This window comes from Hydrangea phyllody phytoplasma, from assembly GCF_036985185.1.
Classification (GTDB): domain Bacteria; phylum Bacillota_I; class Bacilli_A; order Acholeplasmatales; family Acholeplasmataceae; genus Phytoplasma; species Phytoplasma asteris.
Map to the genome: position 1 here is coordinate 83297 of NZ_BSDA01000002.1, position 19487 is coordinate 102783.

Annotated in this window: 14 protein-coding genes; 3 read left to right on the forward strand and 11 right to left on the reverse strand. The window is 28.8% G+C overall.

Translation table 11 applies throughout. The features are described 5' to 3' along the window. Positions 1–35: 35 nt before the first annotated feature. Genes AACP42_RS01275 through pepV form a run of 4 tightly spaced genes read right to left on the reverse strand, consistent with a single transcriptional unit; the run spans position 36 to position 3614 of the window. Positions 36–845, reverse strand: a complete 810-nt coding sequence (locus AACP42_RS01275; protein ID WP_212509042.1) for a lysophospholipid acyltransferase family protein — start codon at positions 843–845, stop codon at positions 36–38. Beyond that, the gene (locus tag AACP42_RS01280; RefSeq protein ID WP_212775402.1) at positions 839–1330 is read right to left on the reverse strand and encodes a dihydrofolate reductase; all 492 of its coding nucleotides are present in this window, start codon (positions 1328–1330) and stop codon (positions 839–841) included. Before AACP42_RS01280 ends, AACP42_RS01275 begins: the two co-directional genes overlap by 7 nt. Beyond that, positions 1327–2193 carry a thymidylate synthase gene (locus AACP42_RS01285; protein ID WP_212775403.1) on the reverse strand — a complete coding sequence of 289 codons (867 nt, stop codon included), beginning with the start codon at positions 2191–2193 and terminating at the stop codon, positions 1327–1329. The genes AACP42_RS01280 and AACP42_RS01285 overlap by 4 nt, the downstream gene beginning before the upstream one ends. A gap of 44 nt (positions 2194–2237) precedes the next feature. Then, positions 2238–3614, reverse strand: a complete 1377-nt coding sequence (pepV, locus tag AACP42_RS01290; protein WP_212775404.1) for a dipeptidase PepV — start codon at positions 3612–3614, stop codon at positions 2238–2240. Positions 3615–4169: 555 nt separating this feature from the next. On the opposite strand from pepV, the gene AACP42_RS01295 reads away from it, so the two are divergent. Both AACP42_RS01295 and AACP42_RS01300 read left to right on the forward strand, forming a co-directional pair. After that, positions 4170–5186 (forward strand): hypothetical protein, encoded by a 1017-nt coding sequence (locus tag AACP42_RS01295; protein ID WP_249402814.1) that lies wholly within the window; start codon positions 4170–4172, stop codon positions 5184–5186. 92 nt (positions 5187–5278) lie between these two features. After that, complete coding sequence (locus AACP42_RS01300) at positions 5279–6493, forward strand: hypothetical protein (RefSeq protein ID WP_212509038.1); 1215 nt, start codon at positions 5279–5281, stop codon at positions 6491–6493. Positions 6494–6616: 123 nt separating this feature from the next. Here the strand turns inward: AACP42_RS01300 and pyk are convergent, their stop codons facing one another. The 7 genes from pyk to AACP42_RS01335 form a co-directional block, all read right to left on the reverse strand. Further along, positions 6617–7957, reverse strand: coding sequence for a pyruvate kinase (gene pyk, locus AACP42_RS01305; RefSeq protein ID WP_212775405.1), 1341 nt, complete (start codon positions 7955–7957; stop codon positions 6617–6619). Between the two features lie 68 nt (positions 7958–8025). Beyond that, positions 8026–9393 carry a 2-hydroxycarboxylate transporter family protein gene (locus AACP42_RS01310; RefSeq protein WP_212775406.1) on the reverse strand — a complete coding sequence of 456 codons (1368 nt, stop codon included), beginning with the start codon at positions 9391–9393 and terminating at the stop codon, positions 8026–8028. Positions 9394–9593: 200 nt separating this feature from the next. Next, on the reverse strand, positions 9594–11132 hold the full coding sequence (gene gpmI / locus AACP42_RS01315; RefSeq protein ID WP_212775407.1) for a 2,3-bisphosphoglycerate-independent phosphoglycerate mutase: 1539 nt from the start codon (positions 11130–11132) through the stop codon (positions 9594–9596). A 120-nt stretch (positions 11133–11252) separates the two neighbouring features. Then, a complete protein-coding gene (eno, locus tag AACP42_RS01320) occupies positions 11253–12545 on the reverse strand; it encodes a phosphopyruvate hydratase (protein WP_212509034.1) in 1293 nt (430 codons plus the stop codon). Positions 12546–12714: 169 nt separating this feature from the next. Further along, entirely contained in the window at positions 12715–13995 is a 1281-nt protein-coding gene (locus tag AACP42_RS01325; protein WP_212509033.1) for a glucose-6-phosphate isomerase, read from the reverse strand. 122 nt (positions 13996–14117) lie between these two features. Beyond that, positions 14118–15623: an MATE family efflux transporter gene (locus AACP42_RS01330; RefSeq protein WP_212775408.1), complete on the reverse strand. Its 1506-nt coding sequence runs from the start codon at positions 15621–15623 to the stop codon at positions 14118–14120. A gap of 123 nt (positions 15624–15746) precedes the next feature. Further along, complete coding sequence (locus AACP42_RS01335; protein ID WP_212775409.1) at positions 15747–16745, reverse strand: ATP-dependent 6-phosphofructokinase; 999 nt, start codon at positions 16743–16745, stop codon at positions 15747–15749. A gap of 1046 nt (positions 16746–17791) precedes the next feature. On the opposite strand from AACP42_RS01335, the gene AACP42_RS01340 reads away from it, so the two are divergent. Further along, complete coding sequence (locus AACP42_RS01340; protein WP_212775410.1) at positions 17792–19387, forward strand: multidrug transporter; 1596 nt, start codon at positions 17792–17794, stop codon at positions 19385–19387. The last annotated feature ends 100 nt before the right edge of the window (positions 19388–19487 follow it).

Consider the following 19487-nt stretch of genomic DNA (forward strand, 5'->3'; position numbering starts at 1 on the left):
ATTATAACATCAAAATAAGTTAAAATATAATTATTTTAATTAAAACTAGAGTTGATAATATTTTGAACATCAATAGCTACTTGATGCATATTTGTATTGCAATAATGATCGTATTTTAAAGGAGGATGAATAATTATTTCTACTATTTTTTTTTGCCAAAAACGCTTATTTTTGATTTGATTGGCTCCTTTGATAGTTAAAGGCAAAATAGAAGATTTACTTTTGCAAGCAATTTTAAAAGCCCCTCCTAAAAGTGGCATTGCTTGTTCGTTATTTCTATCTTTAATGCCTCCCTCAGGAAAAACTACCATTGCCATCCCATTTTTAACTTTAGGCATTGCCTTTATTAAATTTTGGGCAGTTTTTCTGATATCATCCCTTGAGATTACCATACAATCCAAAGATAAAAAAGCTAATTTTAAAAACCATGCAGTTCCAAAAAAACAATTAAAATTTTGTTTGGGAGCAAATGATAAAGTTCTTGGAATAACGCTTGTAATAACAAAAGGATCGGTGTATGACTTGTGATTGGCATAAATAACAACGTTTTCTTTTGAAGGGATTAAATGAGGATTTTGAACTACTACTTTAATTCTTAAAAAACGGTTGACAAAACGCGACAAACTACGCGAAACAAATCCTTTAAAATAATGATTAGGGGGCAAAAAAGTCATTAAAACGAGGCAAAAAACCAAAATTATAAACGTTATTAAAAAAGCCAACAACAAACCCAAAATTAAATTAACTGTCAGTTTGTAGCAAAAAGAAAAATCAACTAGCATAGTTTTGGAAGTTTGCAAAAAAACAGATGTTAGCCAAACGACAACAAAAATAAAAGTTAACATTTGGGCGTATCTAATTTCTTTTGATAAATGGCAAAAATTAATTGTGGGTGAATTTCTTTTTGGATTAATTGGTATTGTGATAAGTCAATTTTGGGAAAAAAAACATTTCCTTGATGTCTTTGTAAAATGTGGGTGATGTATAAAGTTGTTACCCAAGGTAGGGTTTGTTGATAGATTTTTCCTCCACCAATAATAAAAATATCTTGGGCAGCATCACTTGCCATGAAGGATTGCAAATCAGAAACAACAGTACAATTAGGCAATTCCAAATCATGTTTTAAAGATGCTACATAAGTTTTTTTAAAATTAAAGGGTTTTTTTTTGAAATAATTTTTTAAGGATTTATAAGTTTCATACCCCATTAAAACATTTTGATTAAGGGTAATTTTTTTAAAATATTGTAAATCTTGGGAATAATGCCAAGGTAGTTTGTTGTCTTTGCCAATCAAATAATTGCCGTCAAAGGCAGTAATTAAATTAATCATACAGCAATATCGCCTTTCAAAATGCCATCACATTGATAATTTTGCAAAGTAAAATCACTAAATTTAAAATCATCAATATTTTTGATGTCAGGATTTAAAATCATTTGAGGTAATTTTTTAGGAGTTCTTTGAATTTGGGTCTGAACTTGTGCAAGGTGATTGGAATAAATGTGGGCATCTCCTAAAGTATGGATAAATTCGTAAGGTTGTAAGTTAGTTACTTGTGCGACCATCATAAGTAATAAAGAATAAGAAGCGATATTAAAAGGTATTCCCAAAAAAACATCTCCACTACGTTGATATAGTTGCAAGGAGAGTTTGCCTTGATGAACGTAGAATTGAATTAAGACATGACAAGGTGGCAATGCCATTTGGTTTAATAAGGGCGGATTCCAAGAATTAAGAATCAAACGTCTGGAATTGGGATTGGTTTTGATTTCAGAAATTAAAAATTTGATTTGATCAACACCATTAAAATCGCGCCATTGTTTACCATAAACAGGACCTAAATTACCGTGCTTTATGGCAAAAAGAGGATCATTTTTGATTTTTTCTACAAATTCTTTGAATGTTTCATTTTGAAAAAAAGCTGATTGTTGATATTTTTGATAAGGCCATTCATTCCAAATATTAACATTTTTTTGTACCAAATAACAAATATTAGTATCCCCTTTTAAAAACCATAAAAGTTCGTGGATAATTGATCTAAGATTCATTTTTTTAGTAGTTAACAAAGGGAAACCTTCTTCAAGATTAAAGCGCATTTGGTAGCCAAAAACACTTTTGGTACCTGTATTAGTGCGGTCGTTTCTAAAACTGCCTTTTTGAAAAATAAAACGACATAAATCTAAATAAGTATTCATAATTGTATAACTCCTTGTTTTTTAATTGAATAAATGTTTGATGTTTAACGGGACAAAAGATATAAAACTTCTGTGTAAATGGCAGTTAAGGTAATTAATTGGTCAATTGAAATAGATTCATCCACTTGATGAGCTAAAGACTTTTGATTGGGGAAAACAGGTCCGAAAGGAACTAAATTAGGGGCGCATTTTGCAAAAGAACCACCACCCACACACATAGGTTTGGAAACTAAATCATTAGTATGTTTTTGATAAACTTTTAATAATGTTTGCATTAATTCACTTTTAGGATCAACATACATAATGGGATGATGAAGGGTAGTTTTGAGGCAAAAATGTTGGCTCTTGGCTGCTTTTTCCAATTGAAAAAGGATTTTTTCAAATGTAATTCCTTTAGGATATCTTAAATTAAGAGTGAAAAAAGCTTGATTATTTTCTAATTTTAAAACTCCAGAAAAACAAACCAAATTATAAGTTTCTTCATCAAAGTGATTAATGCCTAATTTTTTTCCATCCAAACTATCTACCAAATATTGATCAAAAAAATCAACCAAAGCATTTGTAATTCCCAATGCTTTAAGAACTTTCATCAAATCATAAAGGGCATTTTTTCCTGTTTCAGGAGTCGAACCATGCGCAGAAACGCCGTGAACTTCAAGCTTTAACAAATCGCCTTGTGGTTCTAAAGTGGCTTTGATGCTGTTGGTTTTAACAAAATTATGGAATAAATCTGAGTAGTTAGGATCAAATTTTAGAACTGCTTGTGCCAAATCAGGAACAACATTAGAGGCTTGCCCGCTTTGAATACTTACAATTCTATTATCTAAAACTGTGCCTTCAAAAGTAAAATCCCCAATTCCTTTTTCGCAATAAATAGCAGGAAAATGGCTGTCAGGAACAAAACCAGATACAGGTAATTCAGGGACTTGTTTAAAATAGTGTTTCATACAACGAAATCCAGTTTCTTCATCGACACCCAAAATGAATTTAATTCTTTTGGAAAGCGGCAAATTTAGTTCGTGCAATATTTTCAAAGCCCAGAAAGCTGCCATTGTAGGACCTTTATCGTCTTGGGTTCCTCTGCCATAAAGCGTGCCATCAACAATTAAAGCCGCATAAGGTGGATAGTCCCAACCAGTTCCTGCTGGCACTACATCCAAATGACCAATCATACCAACCCATTCTTTTTGGTTGCCGTATTCAATATGACCAGCGTATCCTTCTAAATTCAGGGTTTTAAAGCCGCTTTGGGAGCCTAAATCAAGCATAAAATCAAGGGCTTGTTGATTTCCTTCGCCAAAAGGAGCGCCTGTTCTATTAGGATCAAAGGTGGTAAGTTCAGTATTAATTTTTAATAATGTTTGCAAAGCCTCAATTAAGGCGTCTTTTCTTTTTAAAACCTCTTTTTTAAAATCAATCATTCTCTAACCTCTTTTTTATTATTTTTATTTTTTTTGTTAATTTTGTTAATTTTAATTTTTTTGTTTGTTGCTTGTGTTGTTTTTTTGTTTGTATATTTTGTTGGAAACACTTGCAAAATCAAAAACACAAACACAAAATAAAATAAAATGTAAGCGTAGATAAGGTATTTTTTTAATTTTGGTCATAATAATCAATATTAATCCATATAATAAGCAGATATTTGAGCAAAAATAAGAGGAAAAGGCGGAAAACAAAATATTAATTCTGCATTTATTTTTATACTTTATCTACATCTTAATACTTAAATTTTAACATTATTTTAGCATTTAAAAGAAGAAAAATATTTTTTTTATAAAAAATAAAAAAGTGTTTCTTTTTCGTTTTGATTCAGTTATAATATTAGTGGATTTTAAAGGAATTCGAGAAATTTTCAAAAACCGCTAGTAATAAATTCGTTTAAAATTCTTTAGTTCATCTTAAACTTTTTGCATTTTACAAATTTGTACATTTGGATTTTGCAAAGATTAAGATATTAGAAAGCAAAAATAAAATCATTGAAAAATATTTACCAAAAACAACCTTGTTTAAAACAAAGGTTTATTTATTGTTTAAGTGCATTATTACTTTGGATCTTATTTGTAATAAGTTTTAATTACACTTTAAAAGCTGCTCCACCAGAACCAATAGATATCAGCACTATTGAAAAAAATATAGGATCTTTTGAAAGTGCACCAAATGACAAAAAAATCATTGAAAAAATTGTAAAAAATCAAAAAAATATAAGTGGTCTTGCTATTGGAGACGATTTAGAAGTTGTTTCGATAAACAATAACAAAGCAACTGTCAAAGCAAAAGAAAATTCTAAAAAAATTAAAGGTCAAGTAGAAGTTATTTTTAATGTCAAAGAAGACCTAAATGTTTTAATTCAAAATAAAGCTTTAGGGGATATAGAATTAAATAAAATTCACAGTGAAGCATTGATTTCTAATGAGGATTTATTAAATGCCATTGAAAGTAAAAATAATGGTTTAGTAATTACAAAAGAAGATATTTATTTTCCTAAAAAAGATCGCTCAAAAGGTTATATAACCATTGAAGCATTGGATAAATCTCCTAAATATAAAGGAAAAGCTAAATTAACTTATCAAATTAAAAAAATAAATAAAGAAGAGTTTATTGCGGAAGTTAAAAAAGAATATAATATTCCATTTGACTCACCCATAACACAAAATCAATTAGATGAAACAATTGAAAATGTAATTGCAGAAGAAGTAGGAAACCCAGATTCAACTAAAGACTTAGTTATGGAAAAAGTTCAAGAAGCAGTCGCACTTTTATTAAATGATGGCAATACTTTATCTGAAAAATTAACAACTTCTATGTCCAATAAAGAAGGGTTGCAAAACAACTCACAAACAATATTATCTCCTAAAATAACAAGCGAAAAAACAGATAATGACGAAAATACAAATTATGGATTTTATATTGTTATTGCTTGCATTATATTAATTTCCATCACTTTTTTAAGTTTGCTTTTTGTTATTTTTAAAAAAAGAAATACTCAATCATAATTAAAAAATATCAAAGAGGTTTATAGCCTCTTTTTTATTTTATATTTATAAATTTATAAAAAATAAAATAGAAATATTGGAAAAAAAGATAAGTGAAAATACCATCTTTTAAAAAAAACATAATTATTGTAATAATAATCTTTTCTATACTTTTAATAATATTTGGTTGGTTAGGATGGCAAAATAACTTTTTTGCTTTAGAAGCTTCACAAAATTCTACTAAAAATACTTCTTTATCCTCTAAAAATTTTAATTATAATGATTTACAAGATTTACCAAAAAACCAAAATGAAAAAATCGAAGAACAAGCTCCAGAAGCAAAAGAAAACAATTTAGATAATCCCAATCAAAAAGGAAAAAAAACATTGTATCCACAAATAACAGAAATTGAAGAAAATGAAGAAATAAAAGAAACAAGCAAATACAGACCAAAAGCAACTCCCAAACCTAACCAAAACAAAAACACACAAACTATCAAAAAAAATCCTCATTTACAAAAAGCCAAAAATAAAAGAAAAGTGATGCAAAAAAAACTAGTTTACCAAAACCAAAAAATTATTGATTTAAAAGAACAAATCTTACTTTTGGAAAATGAAAAAAACAAACCCAAAGAACTAGATAATCAATTTAGTGATCAAATTAAACCTCAATTGGAATCTCAAATCCAAGGAATGAACATTTATAATGTATATTTAGGGAAAAAAAGCGATAAAGATATAGCGTTAGAATGGTTACGAAAAAACTTTTCTAATCAACATTATCAAATTAACTTTTCTTATGGTTTGTATAATTCTCAAATTATCCAATCCACAGTTTTTTTTGATTCACGCATCAAAGAACCACCACCCCAAAACCTTTTATTAGTTTATTTTGATGGAGGCACAAGAGATAAAGCTAATAATTGTTATTCTTTGGAGGCATTAAAAACTTTAGGTAATGGTGCTCAAAATATGTATATTCTTTGGCAAGATGAAAGTCCTTTTAATGACAAAAACTTTATTCAAAACAACTTTTGCACTGACCTTATTTATGAAAAAGGATCTTTTTTAGGTGGACCTTCTTATTTGAATGTCAAACACATTGCTTTAAAAAATATTAACACTAATGAAATTATTGCCACTTTTCCTGTTAAATGTAAAATTGAAGTGCCTTGTTCACTTGATGGACTAGATTTAGAGTTAAAATTTCCTTTTTATAACTACAAAATAGAAGGTTTATTATCAAATACTCATATCAAAAGTCTTAGAAAAATTAATGTATATTCTAAACACACAGGACAATCAAAAACACTTTATTACAAAATTTAAAAAAAACAGTAGATTGAATTTACAATCTACTGTTTTTTAATATAAAATATGAGGTAATAACTACCTAAATTATAATTTGAATGTTTTTTTGATGTATGTTTGGTTCGTTGTTATTTAATGTTATTATTTAAAATAAAGCATCCCATCTTTAACAACAAGATAATTACTACTTTGATTTTGGGTAAGTTCTTCCAATTTAGTTTGTAATTTGGTTTCAGAAACAAAAGGACAAACACCAAAATTTAGTACTAAACGACGAGCTTCTTGTTCAGTTTTAACTAAAGCCAAAACAGGAACGGATGGATGAAATTTAGAAACATTATAAGCATCTTTTAAGTCATAGACAACAATTGCTTTAACATCGGTGCGTAAAGCCAATTCCACAGCACTTAATAAAAGGTTTTCTTTGGAGTTTTTAGGTTGGTATACTTGTGATAAAGCTTGATAATTAACTACTTTTTCAGCTTGATAATTAATTTTTTTCATATAAGTTACAGCTTCTACAGGATATTCACCTGAAGCACTTTCGCCCGATAGCATAGTAAAGGTGGTGCCTTCTCTAACTGCATTAAAGACATCAGAAGTTTCAGCTTTGGTTGGACGCGGATTTCTTTGCATAGATTCTAACATTTGAGTAGCTACTACAACTGGTTTGCCGTATTCTAAACATTTAGTAATCATACGTGTTTGGTAAAGTGGTACTAATTCACCATCAACTTCTATTCCTAAATCGCCTCTTGCAACCATAATACCGTCTGATTCTTGAATGATTTCTTCTAAATTATCAACACCTTCTTGATTTTCTATTTTAGAAATAATTTGGATGTTGGAATTTCCTTGTTCTTGTAAAATTTTTCTAATATCTTTGACATCTTGAGCTCTTCTAACAAATGAAGCAGCAATATAATCAAAATCTTGTTGGGCAGCAAAAACAATATCTTGATAATCTTTAGGAGAAATAAAATCCATTTCTAAATTAACTTTAGGAACATTTACACCTCTACGAGATTTGATGGAGTGAGTATTTTTGGCTTTAGTAACTAATTGTTGTTTGGCTTCGTCTTTGCCTACAACTTCCAAAGATAAGTATCCATCATCAATATTAACCATATCGCCAACTTTTAATTCATTGTATAAATTAGAATAACTAACTGAAAAAAGTTTAGCATTACCTAAAACTTCTGTCATAGATATTTTTACTTCAGAATCTTTTTGAATTGTTACTACACCATCAAATTCGTGAGTTCTAATTTCAGGTCCTTTAGTATCTAACATAAGTCCTGTGTGTTTGTCTAATTTATCGCTAATAGTTTTAATGGTTTTCATTAAAAGTTTAGTTTGTTCGTATTGAGCGTGAGAAAAATTAAATCTTGCTACATTCAAACCTGTTTGAATTAAGGCTTGTAAAATGTTTTTATCATAAGAAGCAGGTCCTAAGGTACAAATTATTTTAGTTTTGTTCATGAATAACTAAATCCTTTTTTGTTTTGTAAAATATAAAAATGATTGTCAAAATTAGTTAAATTATGACATTATGACATATAAAAAAATTTAAATAAGAAATAAGCCAAAGTATAGATAATAGGTCCAATAATTCTAGTAGCAATCATAATAAAAGGTAATAAATTGTCTCTTTTACTTATTGACATTATTCCTAAATGTCCAGTTCCTCCTACACTTAAAGCACCTAAACCAGCTGTAAGAGATGTTTCAAAAGGATAAAAACCCAAAGCTTTAGCAAGAACAAAGGATACTAAAACAACTACCAATAAAGCAGTTAAAACCATAGTTAAAACAGGTATTTGTTTTATTCCTCCCATTAATTGTTGCCATTTAACTGTCATTCCCAAACCTGCTAAAATAGGAGTAGTGAAATTTTTAGATATTACTTGTCCTGCTTGAGAAATATGACTTTGATTTTCTTGTGATAATAAATTAAAAACTCTAATCAAAATTAAGAAAAGAATAAAATAAACTAACGATTCTAAATAACCCCATAATAATTTATTTAAAAGACCACTTAAACTAAATAATACAAAAATCATCATTAAACCCATACCAATATTTTTATATTCTAAAGGAGTTTTTTTCTCTTTTGGTTCGGGTGTAAGTTTATTGTTTTTGTATTCTAATTTTCCTTTACCACTAAATTTAGTTTTATCAAAAATAACATACATTAAGCCAGCAAATAAAATACTTAAACATCTAGCCATAATTAAAGGCACTATAATTGCTGTTCTAATAGTTTTTTGATCTAATTGAGGAAAAGCATCTTTATAAATACCATTTGTAAAACCATTAATGCCTAAATTAGTTCCTCCATTTGTTAACGGAACAGCTACATAAAAAATAGAGTCTAAAAAGGAACCTTGAGTGCTAAACCCTTCTGGTTTTTGATAATTAAATAAGAATCCTACAAAACCAACACTTAAAATAGCTACTAAACAAACAATTAATGTTAAAGGAAGAAACTTAGAAAGCGATCTTTTTAATAAATTTCTATCAACACTTAAAATACTTCCAGCAATAACACAAGTTATAAAAAAGTTAGCAAAATCAGATCCTAAATGATTATTTGGTGTTTTGGTACTGAAAAAATTTTCATTACATTTGTCTGCTAAATCTTGCGGTATCCATCCTTTATAAACTAAATAAGAAGGAACAAAAATACAAAGCAAAAATCCTAATCCTATTTTATTTAAATAAGGGACACTATCACCAATAAAATTAAGACCATATCCTAAGACAAAAATAATAAATAAAGGGGTTAAAAGAGGGTGATATAATTTTGTTATTCCCCATTCTTTAACTGTAAAAAGATGCAAAGCACAAACAGCTACAAAAAAAAGAAACATTAAAGGGTGAAACCCAAAAATCTTTATTTGTTTGTCTTTTTTCATTATAATTTACTCCGATTCTACAAAAAAAAATAAAATAACTAATAAATTTATAAATATGATGTAATATAAATAATAAAGTTATAAATAAATGGTTAATAAATTTTTTTTGTGATTTTTTATTTTCAAAATTATTAGCTAAATAAGTAATCAAAATCACTTAAATAATTAATTATGGTATTCTTAAATAATAAAGTTAATGATTAAACTAGTTTTTTAATTAAACTATTTCCTGTCATTTCTTGAGGTTTTTTAATTTCTAATAAATCTAGCATTGTGGCTGCAACATCACATAAAGACCCTGGTTTTAAGACAACATTTTTATCTGTAACGATGAAAGGAACTAAATTAGTGGTATGAGCTGTGTGTGGATTTCCTTGGTTATCTGTCATTTGTTCGGCATTTCCATGATCTGCTACAATACAGGCTTTGCCTTTAACTGCAAAAATGGCATTTAAAACTTCTTTAAGACAGCTGTCTACTGTTTGAATCGCTTTAATGGTAGCATCTAAAAAACCAGTATGTCCTACCATATCAGGATTTGCAAAATTAAGAATTAAAGTATCGTATTTACCAGATAAAATAGCAGTTTTAGCATGGGTGGTAATTTCTAAAGCACTCATTTCGGGTTTAAGATCATAAGTTTTTACTTTGGGAGAAGGAATTAAGATTCTATCTGCATTTTTTAATTGCAGTTCCTTGCCACCATCAAAGAAAAAAGTTACATGAGGATATTTTTCAGTTTCCGCAATTCTTAGTTGGTGCATTCCTAAATTGGCAATTACTTCACCATAAATATTTTTTAGAGTTATTTTTTCAAAAGCAACTACACTTTTAACTTGAGCGCTGTATTTAGTCATTGTTACTAAAAAAAGATTATTTAATAATTTAGTACCGCAAAAATTGGTTTTACCCTCAGAACAAAAAGCATTAGTAGCACAAGGATTAGATAGAGCAGTTGCAAGACGCATGGCGCGGTCAGGACGAAAATTAACAAAAATAACTGCATCATTATCATCAATTAAACCATTTGGATTGGTAATAAAAGGAGTGATAAATTCATCTGTAATGCCTTGATTATAAAAATTTTGTATAGTGTTTTCTAATGGCAAGTCAATAACAGGAGCTTGTTTGGATGTAAGCATATTATAGACTAAATTAATGCGGTTCCAATTGTTATCACGGTCAAGAGCATAATATCTACCAACAACAGAAGCAATATTAAAGCCATAATCAAGAAGGTTTTTGATGTAGTTAATACCTGAATGAGGACTTGTGTCTCTTCCATCAGTAAAAGCGTGTAAAAAGGTGTTGTTTACTAAATTGTTTTCTTTTAATAAATCAAATAAAGCTTTAAAATGATCTAAATGAGAATGAATTCCTCCATCAGAGATAAGTCCTAAAAGATGCATTTTACTGTTGTTTTTTTTAACATGTTCGATGGCTTGGAGAAATTGTTTGTTGGTGAAAAAAGATTTATCACGAATAGCTTTATTAATTTGAGTAAGTGATTGATAAACAACTCTTCCTGCTCCTAAATTAAGGTGTCCTACTTCACTATTTCCCATTTGACCTTGGGGAAGACCCACTTCTTCACCTGAGGCTTTAAGAGTGGTATTGGGAAAGTTTTTTAAAAGATAATCTAGATAGGGAGTCTTTGCCAAATGAAAAGCATTATTTTCTTTTTGGTCGGTTAAGCCTAAGCCATCTAAAATAATTAATCCTACAAATTTTTTAGTCATATTCCCAAACTCCCTACCTCAAAATACCATCTTAAACGATGGTCTTGTCAATAATAATGTTATTTTGTTTTTGTATTGTTTGTATTATTAAATCACTTTTGTTTTGTGTTTAATTGGGTTTCATTTTTTCAAATTATAAAAAGTTTTTAATCCTAAAAAAGGAGTTTCTACTAATTGGTCTTCAATTCTTAATAATTGATTGTATTTTGCCATACGATCAGTACGTGAACAAGAACCAGTTTTAATTTGACCCGCATTAGTAGCAACAGCTAAATCAGCAATAGTTGTGTCTTCGGTTTCGCCACTACGGTGAGAAATAACAGCGGTGTAAGAAGCTTTTTTTGCCATTTCAATTGTTTCTAGGGTTTCTGTTAGAGTTCCTATTTGATTTAATTTAATTAAAATAGAGTTTCCTATTTTGTTTTCAATTCCTTGAGCTAATTTTTGGGTGTTAGTAACAAATAGGTCATCCCCTACTAATTGGATTTGGTTACCTAATTTTTGGGTTAAGTATTTCCATCCATCCCAATCATTTTCATCAAGTCCGTCTTCGATTGAAATAATTGGATATTTAGCAACTAAAGTTTCGTAATAATGAACTAATTCTTGGCTACTAAAAGCTTTGTTATTTTCAGATGCAAGAACGTATTTTTGAAGTTTTTGGTCATAAAACTCGGAAGCTGCAACGTCCATTCCTAAAAAAATGTCTTTTCCTGGCTCGTATCCTGCACTTTTGATAGCTTCCAAAATGATTTGTAAGGCTTCTTCGTTAGAATTAAGGTCAGGTGCATATCCGCCTTCGTCTCCTACTGTAGTTGGAAGTCCTTTTTGTTTTAAGATTTTTCCTAAATGGTGAAAAACTTCAGCCCCATAACGTAAAGCTTCTTTAAAAGATTGTGGTCCAGTTGGTAAAATCATAAACTCTTGAAAATCAACACTGTTAGAAGCATGAGCTCCACCGTTGATAACATTCATCATAGGAACTGGCATTTGTTTAGGTAAAACACCTCCTACATATTGATAAAACTCAAGATTTAAGTAGTTAGCTGCAGCTTTAGCACAAGCCAAAGAAACACCTAAAATAGCGTTAGCTCCTAAATTAGATTTGTTAGGGGTTCCGTCAAGTTTAATTAATAATTTATCAATTAAAGTTTGTTCTAAGACAGAATAACCTTCTAATTCTGGTTGAATAACTTCAGTAACATTTTTAACAGCTTGCAAAACGCCTTTACCTAAAAATCTTTTGGCATCCCCATCCCTTAATTCAACTGCTTCGTGTTGTCCGGTAGAAGCCCCTGAAGGAACAATAGCTCTTCCAAACGCTCCTGATTCTGTATAAACTTCTACTTCTACTGTAGGATTTCCTCTGGAATCTAGCACTTCGCGCGCTAAAATACTTTCAATATATGGCATAATTAATACTCCTTTTTTAAATTGGTTTTTAATTATAAAATGAAAAATAAAATAACTTTTGTTTGTGGGACAAATAGTTAAATTTACTAACCATAAATATTATAATGGTTTTTTTGCTAAAAAATGTATTTTAATGTGTAATAAATGAATATTTTTGTAATAATTGCAATTATGACTTTAATAAAGCAAACATTTTTTGTTTGTATATTTCTACTCCGGGTTGATTAAAAGGGTTAATTCCTAACAACAAACCTGACATTGCACAAGTTTTTTGGAAAAAATACGCTAAATATCCAAAATGATATGCATCCAAAGTAGGAATGACAATTTCTAAATTAGGAACTTTGCCTTCAATGTGGGCTTGTTTAGTGGCTTGAAGAATTTTTTGATTAATTTGTGAATAAGTTTTTCCAGCTACATAATTAAGATTATCAAGTTCGTTTGGAATGTGAGGAACAACGCAATCATCTTTTATTGATGTAACATTTAAAACTGTTTCAAAAAGCATTTTGGTGCCTTCTTGGATAAATTGCCCTAAGGAATGTAGATCAGTAGAATTGTTGGTGGCTCCTACAAAAAGCCCTTTTTCTTCTTTGCCCTCAGATTCAGCAAATAATTGTTTCCACCATTCCGAAAAAGAAAGGAGATGCGGTTCGTAACTTACCAATAATTCCATTTTTTTGTTTTGTTGGGTGTGAAGCAAATACCTTGCTAAAGCGTACTGATAGGCTTGATTTTGAAAAAGGTCTCCTTGAAAAGTGTCGTGATAAGCTTGCAAAGCGCCTTTCATCATTGAGACAACATCTAAATTAGCAAAAACAAAAGGAAGGATGCCTACGTTTGTAAAAACACTAAATCTTCCACCCACAGAATCAGGAATAAAAAATGTTTGATAACCTTCTTTAAGGGCTAAATTTAACAAAACGCCTTTTTGGCTGTCAGTGGTTACAAAAATACGATTTTTGGCAAGTTGTTTGCCGTATTTTTCTTCTATTTCTTTTTTCAAGATTCTAAAAGCAAGGGCTGGTTCCAAAGTGGTACCTGATTTTGAAATAACATTAATTGCCCAATTTTTGTCTTTAAGATAATGGAGCAAATTAGTTAAGTAATTGCCTGATACTTGATGACCTGCAAAAAGAATTTCTGGCTTAGTTTTTTTAAAGGTCGTTTGCAAAAATTCAATTCCTGCTTTGGCGCCCAAATAAGAGCCTCCAATGCCAATTACTACTAAAAAATCTAAATTGGGTTGGGAGTTTTTTAGTTGTTTCATTTTTTCAAGTTCTTGGAAATCAAAATGTAAGGGTAGTTCTAACCAACCCAAATATTTTTCTTTTAGTTGTTGGTCTTGATGTAATTTTTGGTGTATGACTTTGATTTGAGGGGCAAAAGTTTGGGCATAATTGTGCCAATCTAAAAAATTATAAATCCCTTCAAGGTTTAATTTCAACATTGTGTAATTTTACTCCTTTTATTATTTATTATTTGGTGCTTTGTTATAATTTATTAAATATTTTATTCTCATTTATTAAATGTTTAAATATTTTTAAATGTTTTTCAGTATTGTATTAATTTTTATTTAATAATTTTGGTTTGCAAAGCATTATTTTTATTTATCTTAAAACGCGGGGTTTGGTTGGTTTTGTTTTGACGCAAAAAAGATAAAAATAAATAAGTAGTTGTCAAAAAGACAACAATATTGCTTCCAAAAGTACTTAAACCACATTGAGTAGCATCAGGAATTGAAACATCTTTTAATTGGGGCAAAATGTCATGCAAAAACCATAAAATAGTTATTCTTAAAACAACTCTTAAAAGATTAATTACAAAAATAAGATTAGCATTTTTCTTATAAGATGCGACATAACCCATCATTAAAGTAGTCCATACAGAAAAAAACAAAGAAGTTTGTTCCCAATTAAGGATTTCTTTAAAGGATGTTATTTCTTGTGTGGTAAAAACTTTTTCAGTTTTTAAGGCACGCAATAATTTTTCTCCACAAAATTGATTTATAAATACTCCAATAATTCCTATAATAAGAGTAATTACAACAACATTTTTAAAGATTTTAAAAGTTTTGCTATTGCTTTGAAAAGTAACACTTTGAGATACCATAGCAGATTGACTATCTTCAAAAGAATTAGAAATAGCATAAAAAATACCATTAACTGCCATAACAAATCCAAAAATATCTACTAAGTTTTCTTGATCTTTGGTAAAATAACTGTCTATCATAGCAAGAATAATGAGTTTTCCAATTTCATAAGTAGATTTGGCAATAATTAATGTTCCTGCTAATTTCAGGATAGTTTTTACTGTGCGTTTAGAAAAGACTAGGTTTTTAAATTGCAACTTAAAAATATTTTTAGAACTAAACATACAATAAAAAGTTACCAAAGTAAGCAATAAATTAGCAATTAAATCAGCTAAGGCTAAATCAATTAAATTAACTTGGTTTTGTTTGATTGCTTTAAAAGCAAAAGAAATACTAATTCTTGTAATAATAAGACAAATATTAAGGATTAAGACAAATCTAGTTTTTTCCTTGGCGCGTTCTAATCCAATAAAAACTGCATTCATAGTAATAGCTACAAAAGTAATTAAAATAAGATAATAATATGTAAGTCCATTTTGGCTATGATAACTTTTATTTAAAAATATATCTCCAAATGGAGCTGGTAAAAGGACACCTAAACCCAAAACCACTAAAAAGAATAAAGAAGAAATAATTGCCAATAAAAAAGCTAGGGTAGCGTATTGTTTGGCTTTAGTAAAATTCTTTTTTTTGTATTCTCTAGCTACTAAAATAACACCTGCTCCACCTAAAGCTATAGCAACACTTTGCAAAAATTTTTTAATTTGTGCCATATAAGAGATGGTTTTATCTAAATTGGTGTTGGAATTGGGTTGGTTCCCAATAATATAAAAATCAATGGATAAGGATAATTTTTGAAATAACAAATAAATAGCAATGGGAAAAGTAAGAATAATTAAATTGATCCAAATAGGTCTTTTAAATGATTTAGGGGTTTGGTTGGCAGGTTTGGAAGGGTGTGGCAAATAATTTTTTTCAGTAGACATAAATATACTCCGTTTTATTTTTTTAGTATTTATATCAAAATCAATTGTAATTTATTTGGGGTTTGGGATTTGGAAGTACAAAAATTAATTTTGATAAATACAATATTTTATTCTACAATCATTTTACAACAATTTAGCTACTACATTAAATAATTCATTTTTTTCATAAGTTTTTTCAAAAAGATCACCAAAAGTAGTGTAATGCAAATTAAGTCCGCAAGTGCCAACAGCACAATTAAAAATGTTTTGTTGCAATAAAGAAACGGCATAACTTCCCATTCTAAAAGCAAGGACTAGATCTTCTGCAGTTGGTTTACCACCTCTTTGAATGTGTCCTAAAACTTGGGCTCTAGTTTCGAAACCACTGTAATTTTCTACCTCTTTGGCTAAACTTGCAACATCAAAAATATGTTCAGTGACAACTACAATAGCATGTCTTTGGTTTGTTTGGTGCAAAGATTTAATTTTTTGGCAAATAGTTTGTTGGGATAAAAGATTTTCGCGAGTAACAATAACGTCTGCTCCTGCAGCAAGTCCACCAAATAAAGCCAAATCCCCTTTGTGGCGTCCCATCACTTCAATAATACTGCATCGGTTGTGAGAAACAGAAGTATCGCGCAATTTTTCGATGGCATCTACAATATTATTGAGAGCAGTGCTAAATCCAATAGTAAAATCAGTGGCACAAATATCATTGTCAATGGTGGCTGGCAGTCCTACGCATTTGATGCCAAGTTCGTGCAATTTGGATGCTCCTTTATAAGAACCATCACCACCAATTACAACTAATTTATCAATTCCTAAAGTTTTTAAATTTTGGGCGCATTGCTTGCGAACATCTAAATTATTTTGAAAATCTAAAAAACGAGCAGTTCCCAAAAAAGTACCAGACACATTAAGAACACGAGGAAATGTTTGAGGATTTAAGATTTCGATTTGGTTATTAAAAAGTCCTAAATAACCATCTTTTACGCCGAAAACTTCAAATCCTTGTTTAGCGCTTTCAAAAACTACAGCACGAATAGCTGCATTCATTCCAGGAGCATCTCCGCCTGAAGTTAACACAGCAATTTTTTTGTTTTCTTTTGTTGTTGTTTTTGCTTTTTGGTTTTCATTTTTCATTTTAAAATTAAGTCTCTTTTATATTTTTGAAATATTGTAAATATTGTTAAATGATTAGTTTGATGAATGTTTTTTAATAAATCCGCGCGCGCGAGTCAAAATTAAAATAAATGAAATAAATAGTTGTTAAATGTTAATAAGTAAAAAAATAGTGTACTTGAAAAAGTTCCAAAGCGTTTAAAAAAATAATAAAATATAATATGATTAGTTTGGTTTTTTGTTTTAACTGTCTTTTTTGTGTCTTTATCCAAATTATAAATTATTATTTTAAGTAAATTTTTAGGTATTTCAAAAACTAACTAATCTTTTTTTATGAAAATTTTTATGAAAAAACTTTTTATGCTAGTCTTAGAATTTTTTGATTTATTAACAGCTACATTTAAATTGTATACGATTTAATCAAATATTGCAATTAAAACGTATTATTTTTGTTCTTTTTGTAAAAATTTTGTGATATTGGGGGCTTTTTCGCAAAATAAAACAAAATATTGCAACAAATATTTATTGGCTAAAATAAATAAAACAATTGAAAAATAAGTTTGCAAAAAAATAATGAAGTTGTTTTTTGGAATAATTTTATTAGCTTTTTGGATTTGGATTTCCTTTTTTTAGTTGTTTTTTATCTTTGGGAGTAGCAAAAATATTAACACTTATTTTTTTATATGTTATACTTAAAGAGTAGTTAAGAAAACAATTTGCAGTTATTTTAGATTTAATAAGCATTTTTTTGTTATGTTTTTTCATCAAATGCTTGCTAAAAGAAAACAAAAACTTTAACCAATTAAACCTAAAATCTTTTTTGAAAACCTTTAAAAATCCTTAATTAAAAATCCTTAAAATAAAGGCAAAAATGTTTATTTGAAAAATAATTAATTTTTGCCTTGACAAAAAAGATACAAACAAACACTTTTAAAACTGCAAAAAATAACTGCCATTTGTTTTTTAAATTTATACTTTTTTGCACAACAAATGCAATAAAAATAAATATAATAATTTATCAATTTATTTCAATTAATTTCAAATCAAAAGGAAGGTTTTTTAAATAAATGACAAAAAACAAAGTAATTAATAAAAAAGATAAAATAAGTAGGCTTGTTTTGGAGGGAAACTTATTAAAAACTTTATGGATTATTTCTTTGCCTATTATTGTTTTTAATGTTTTTAAAGCTTGTTTCGGTAGTGTTGATACTTTTTTTGGAGCTGGTCTAGAAGGAGCAACCCAAAGCTACATTCAATTTTCCAAATCCGCTCAAAGCATTGTAGAAGCAGTAGGAGTTTGTTTAGGAATTACAGGAGTTGCATTAATTTCGCGCGAAGTGGGTAAAAATAAAAATGTCAAATCTTTAAAAGCTCGTAAAATAGCATCTAGCGTTTTTGTTTTGTTATTCATAGTAAGTTTGGTTGTAGCTTGTGTTATGATTGGTTTTTCCAGCCCTATTTGTAGTCTTTTTTTAAAGGAAAAAGTAATTAACGGAGTGCCAAAGGCAATAACAACTGAGGAAAAAAATCTTTGCATTAACGCTTTTAGATTACAAATGTTGGGCACTATTTTAGCTGCTATTAATGTTTTCTTTTTAGGAATTGAAAGAATTTTGGGAAAACTTAAAAAAATTTTGGTTCTAAACTGTATTATGATGGGTTTAAAAATTGGATTAAGTACTTTATGTTTTGGCATCAAAGTCATTGGTTTAGAAGCGTTGTGTCCCAATGTTTTAGGGTTGCAAACAGCTTCATGTCTTGCTTATTTATTTATTACAATAGTTGCTTTTTTAACTCTTTTTAACAAAAAAAATCCTTTATTTTTAAGTTTAGGTGATTTTTCTTTTAAAACTTTTTTCCAAGACAAAAAATTACTTAAAACTATTTTGAAATTAAGTATTACTTTAACAATAGGCAAATTTATTTATGAAGTCGGAAGAATGTTTACCTTATTTATGGTAGATAGCACATTTGATAAACCATTTTTAGCTGGAACTCCTTTCGAATTTAAAGGTTTGGGCGGCTTAGGTGAAATTGGAGTTGCTGATAGCATTATTACTTTATTTGCTCAAATATCGTTTTCGTTAAAAGAAGGACAATTAATGATTGTTTCTGAAAACTTAGGGAACAAAAATAACAAAAGAGCAATTAAAACTTTAATGCTTGTCTCATTTTGTTGTTTTTTAGTATTTGCAGTTACTTATTTAATTTGTGCTCCTAAAGAATATTGTGGGCTTGGTTTTGGTGATGATTTATGCTTATTTTTTAAAAATTTAGGCAAAGAAAAAAAAGACCAAATGACATTAGATATGTTTCATGCAAAAAACCCAGAATTTAAGTCCTTTTTGTTGGGTGCTCTTTTAACAACTGGTCTATTAACTACTCAATTAGAAGTTTTTTCTACTTTCTTAATTGCAGCTAAACAACCTAAATATGATTTGTTGTTAAGTTTGGGTCGTGTTTTTCTTTTCAGAATACCTGCCCTTTATTTCTTTAGAAATGTTTGGTTTGGAAATGAAGAAAAAACAAGCATTAAAATAAATAATGCATATGGATTTGCCAATTTCAGTGCTAATTTCATTATGTTAATGTTTATCGTTTTTGTATGTGTTCGTTTTGTATATAAATTAAAAAAAGAAAAACAACCAAAAAGTTTTAAATAAATTCATAAATTAAAAAAGACTATCGATTGATAGTCTTTTTTGTTATATAAATGACTTGAAAATATTGTAAATATGAAATAAATTTTTTATGTTTTTCATC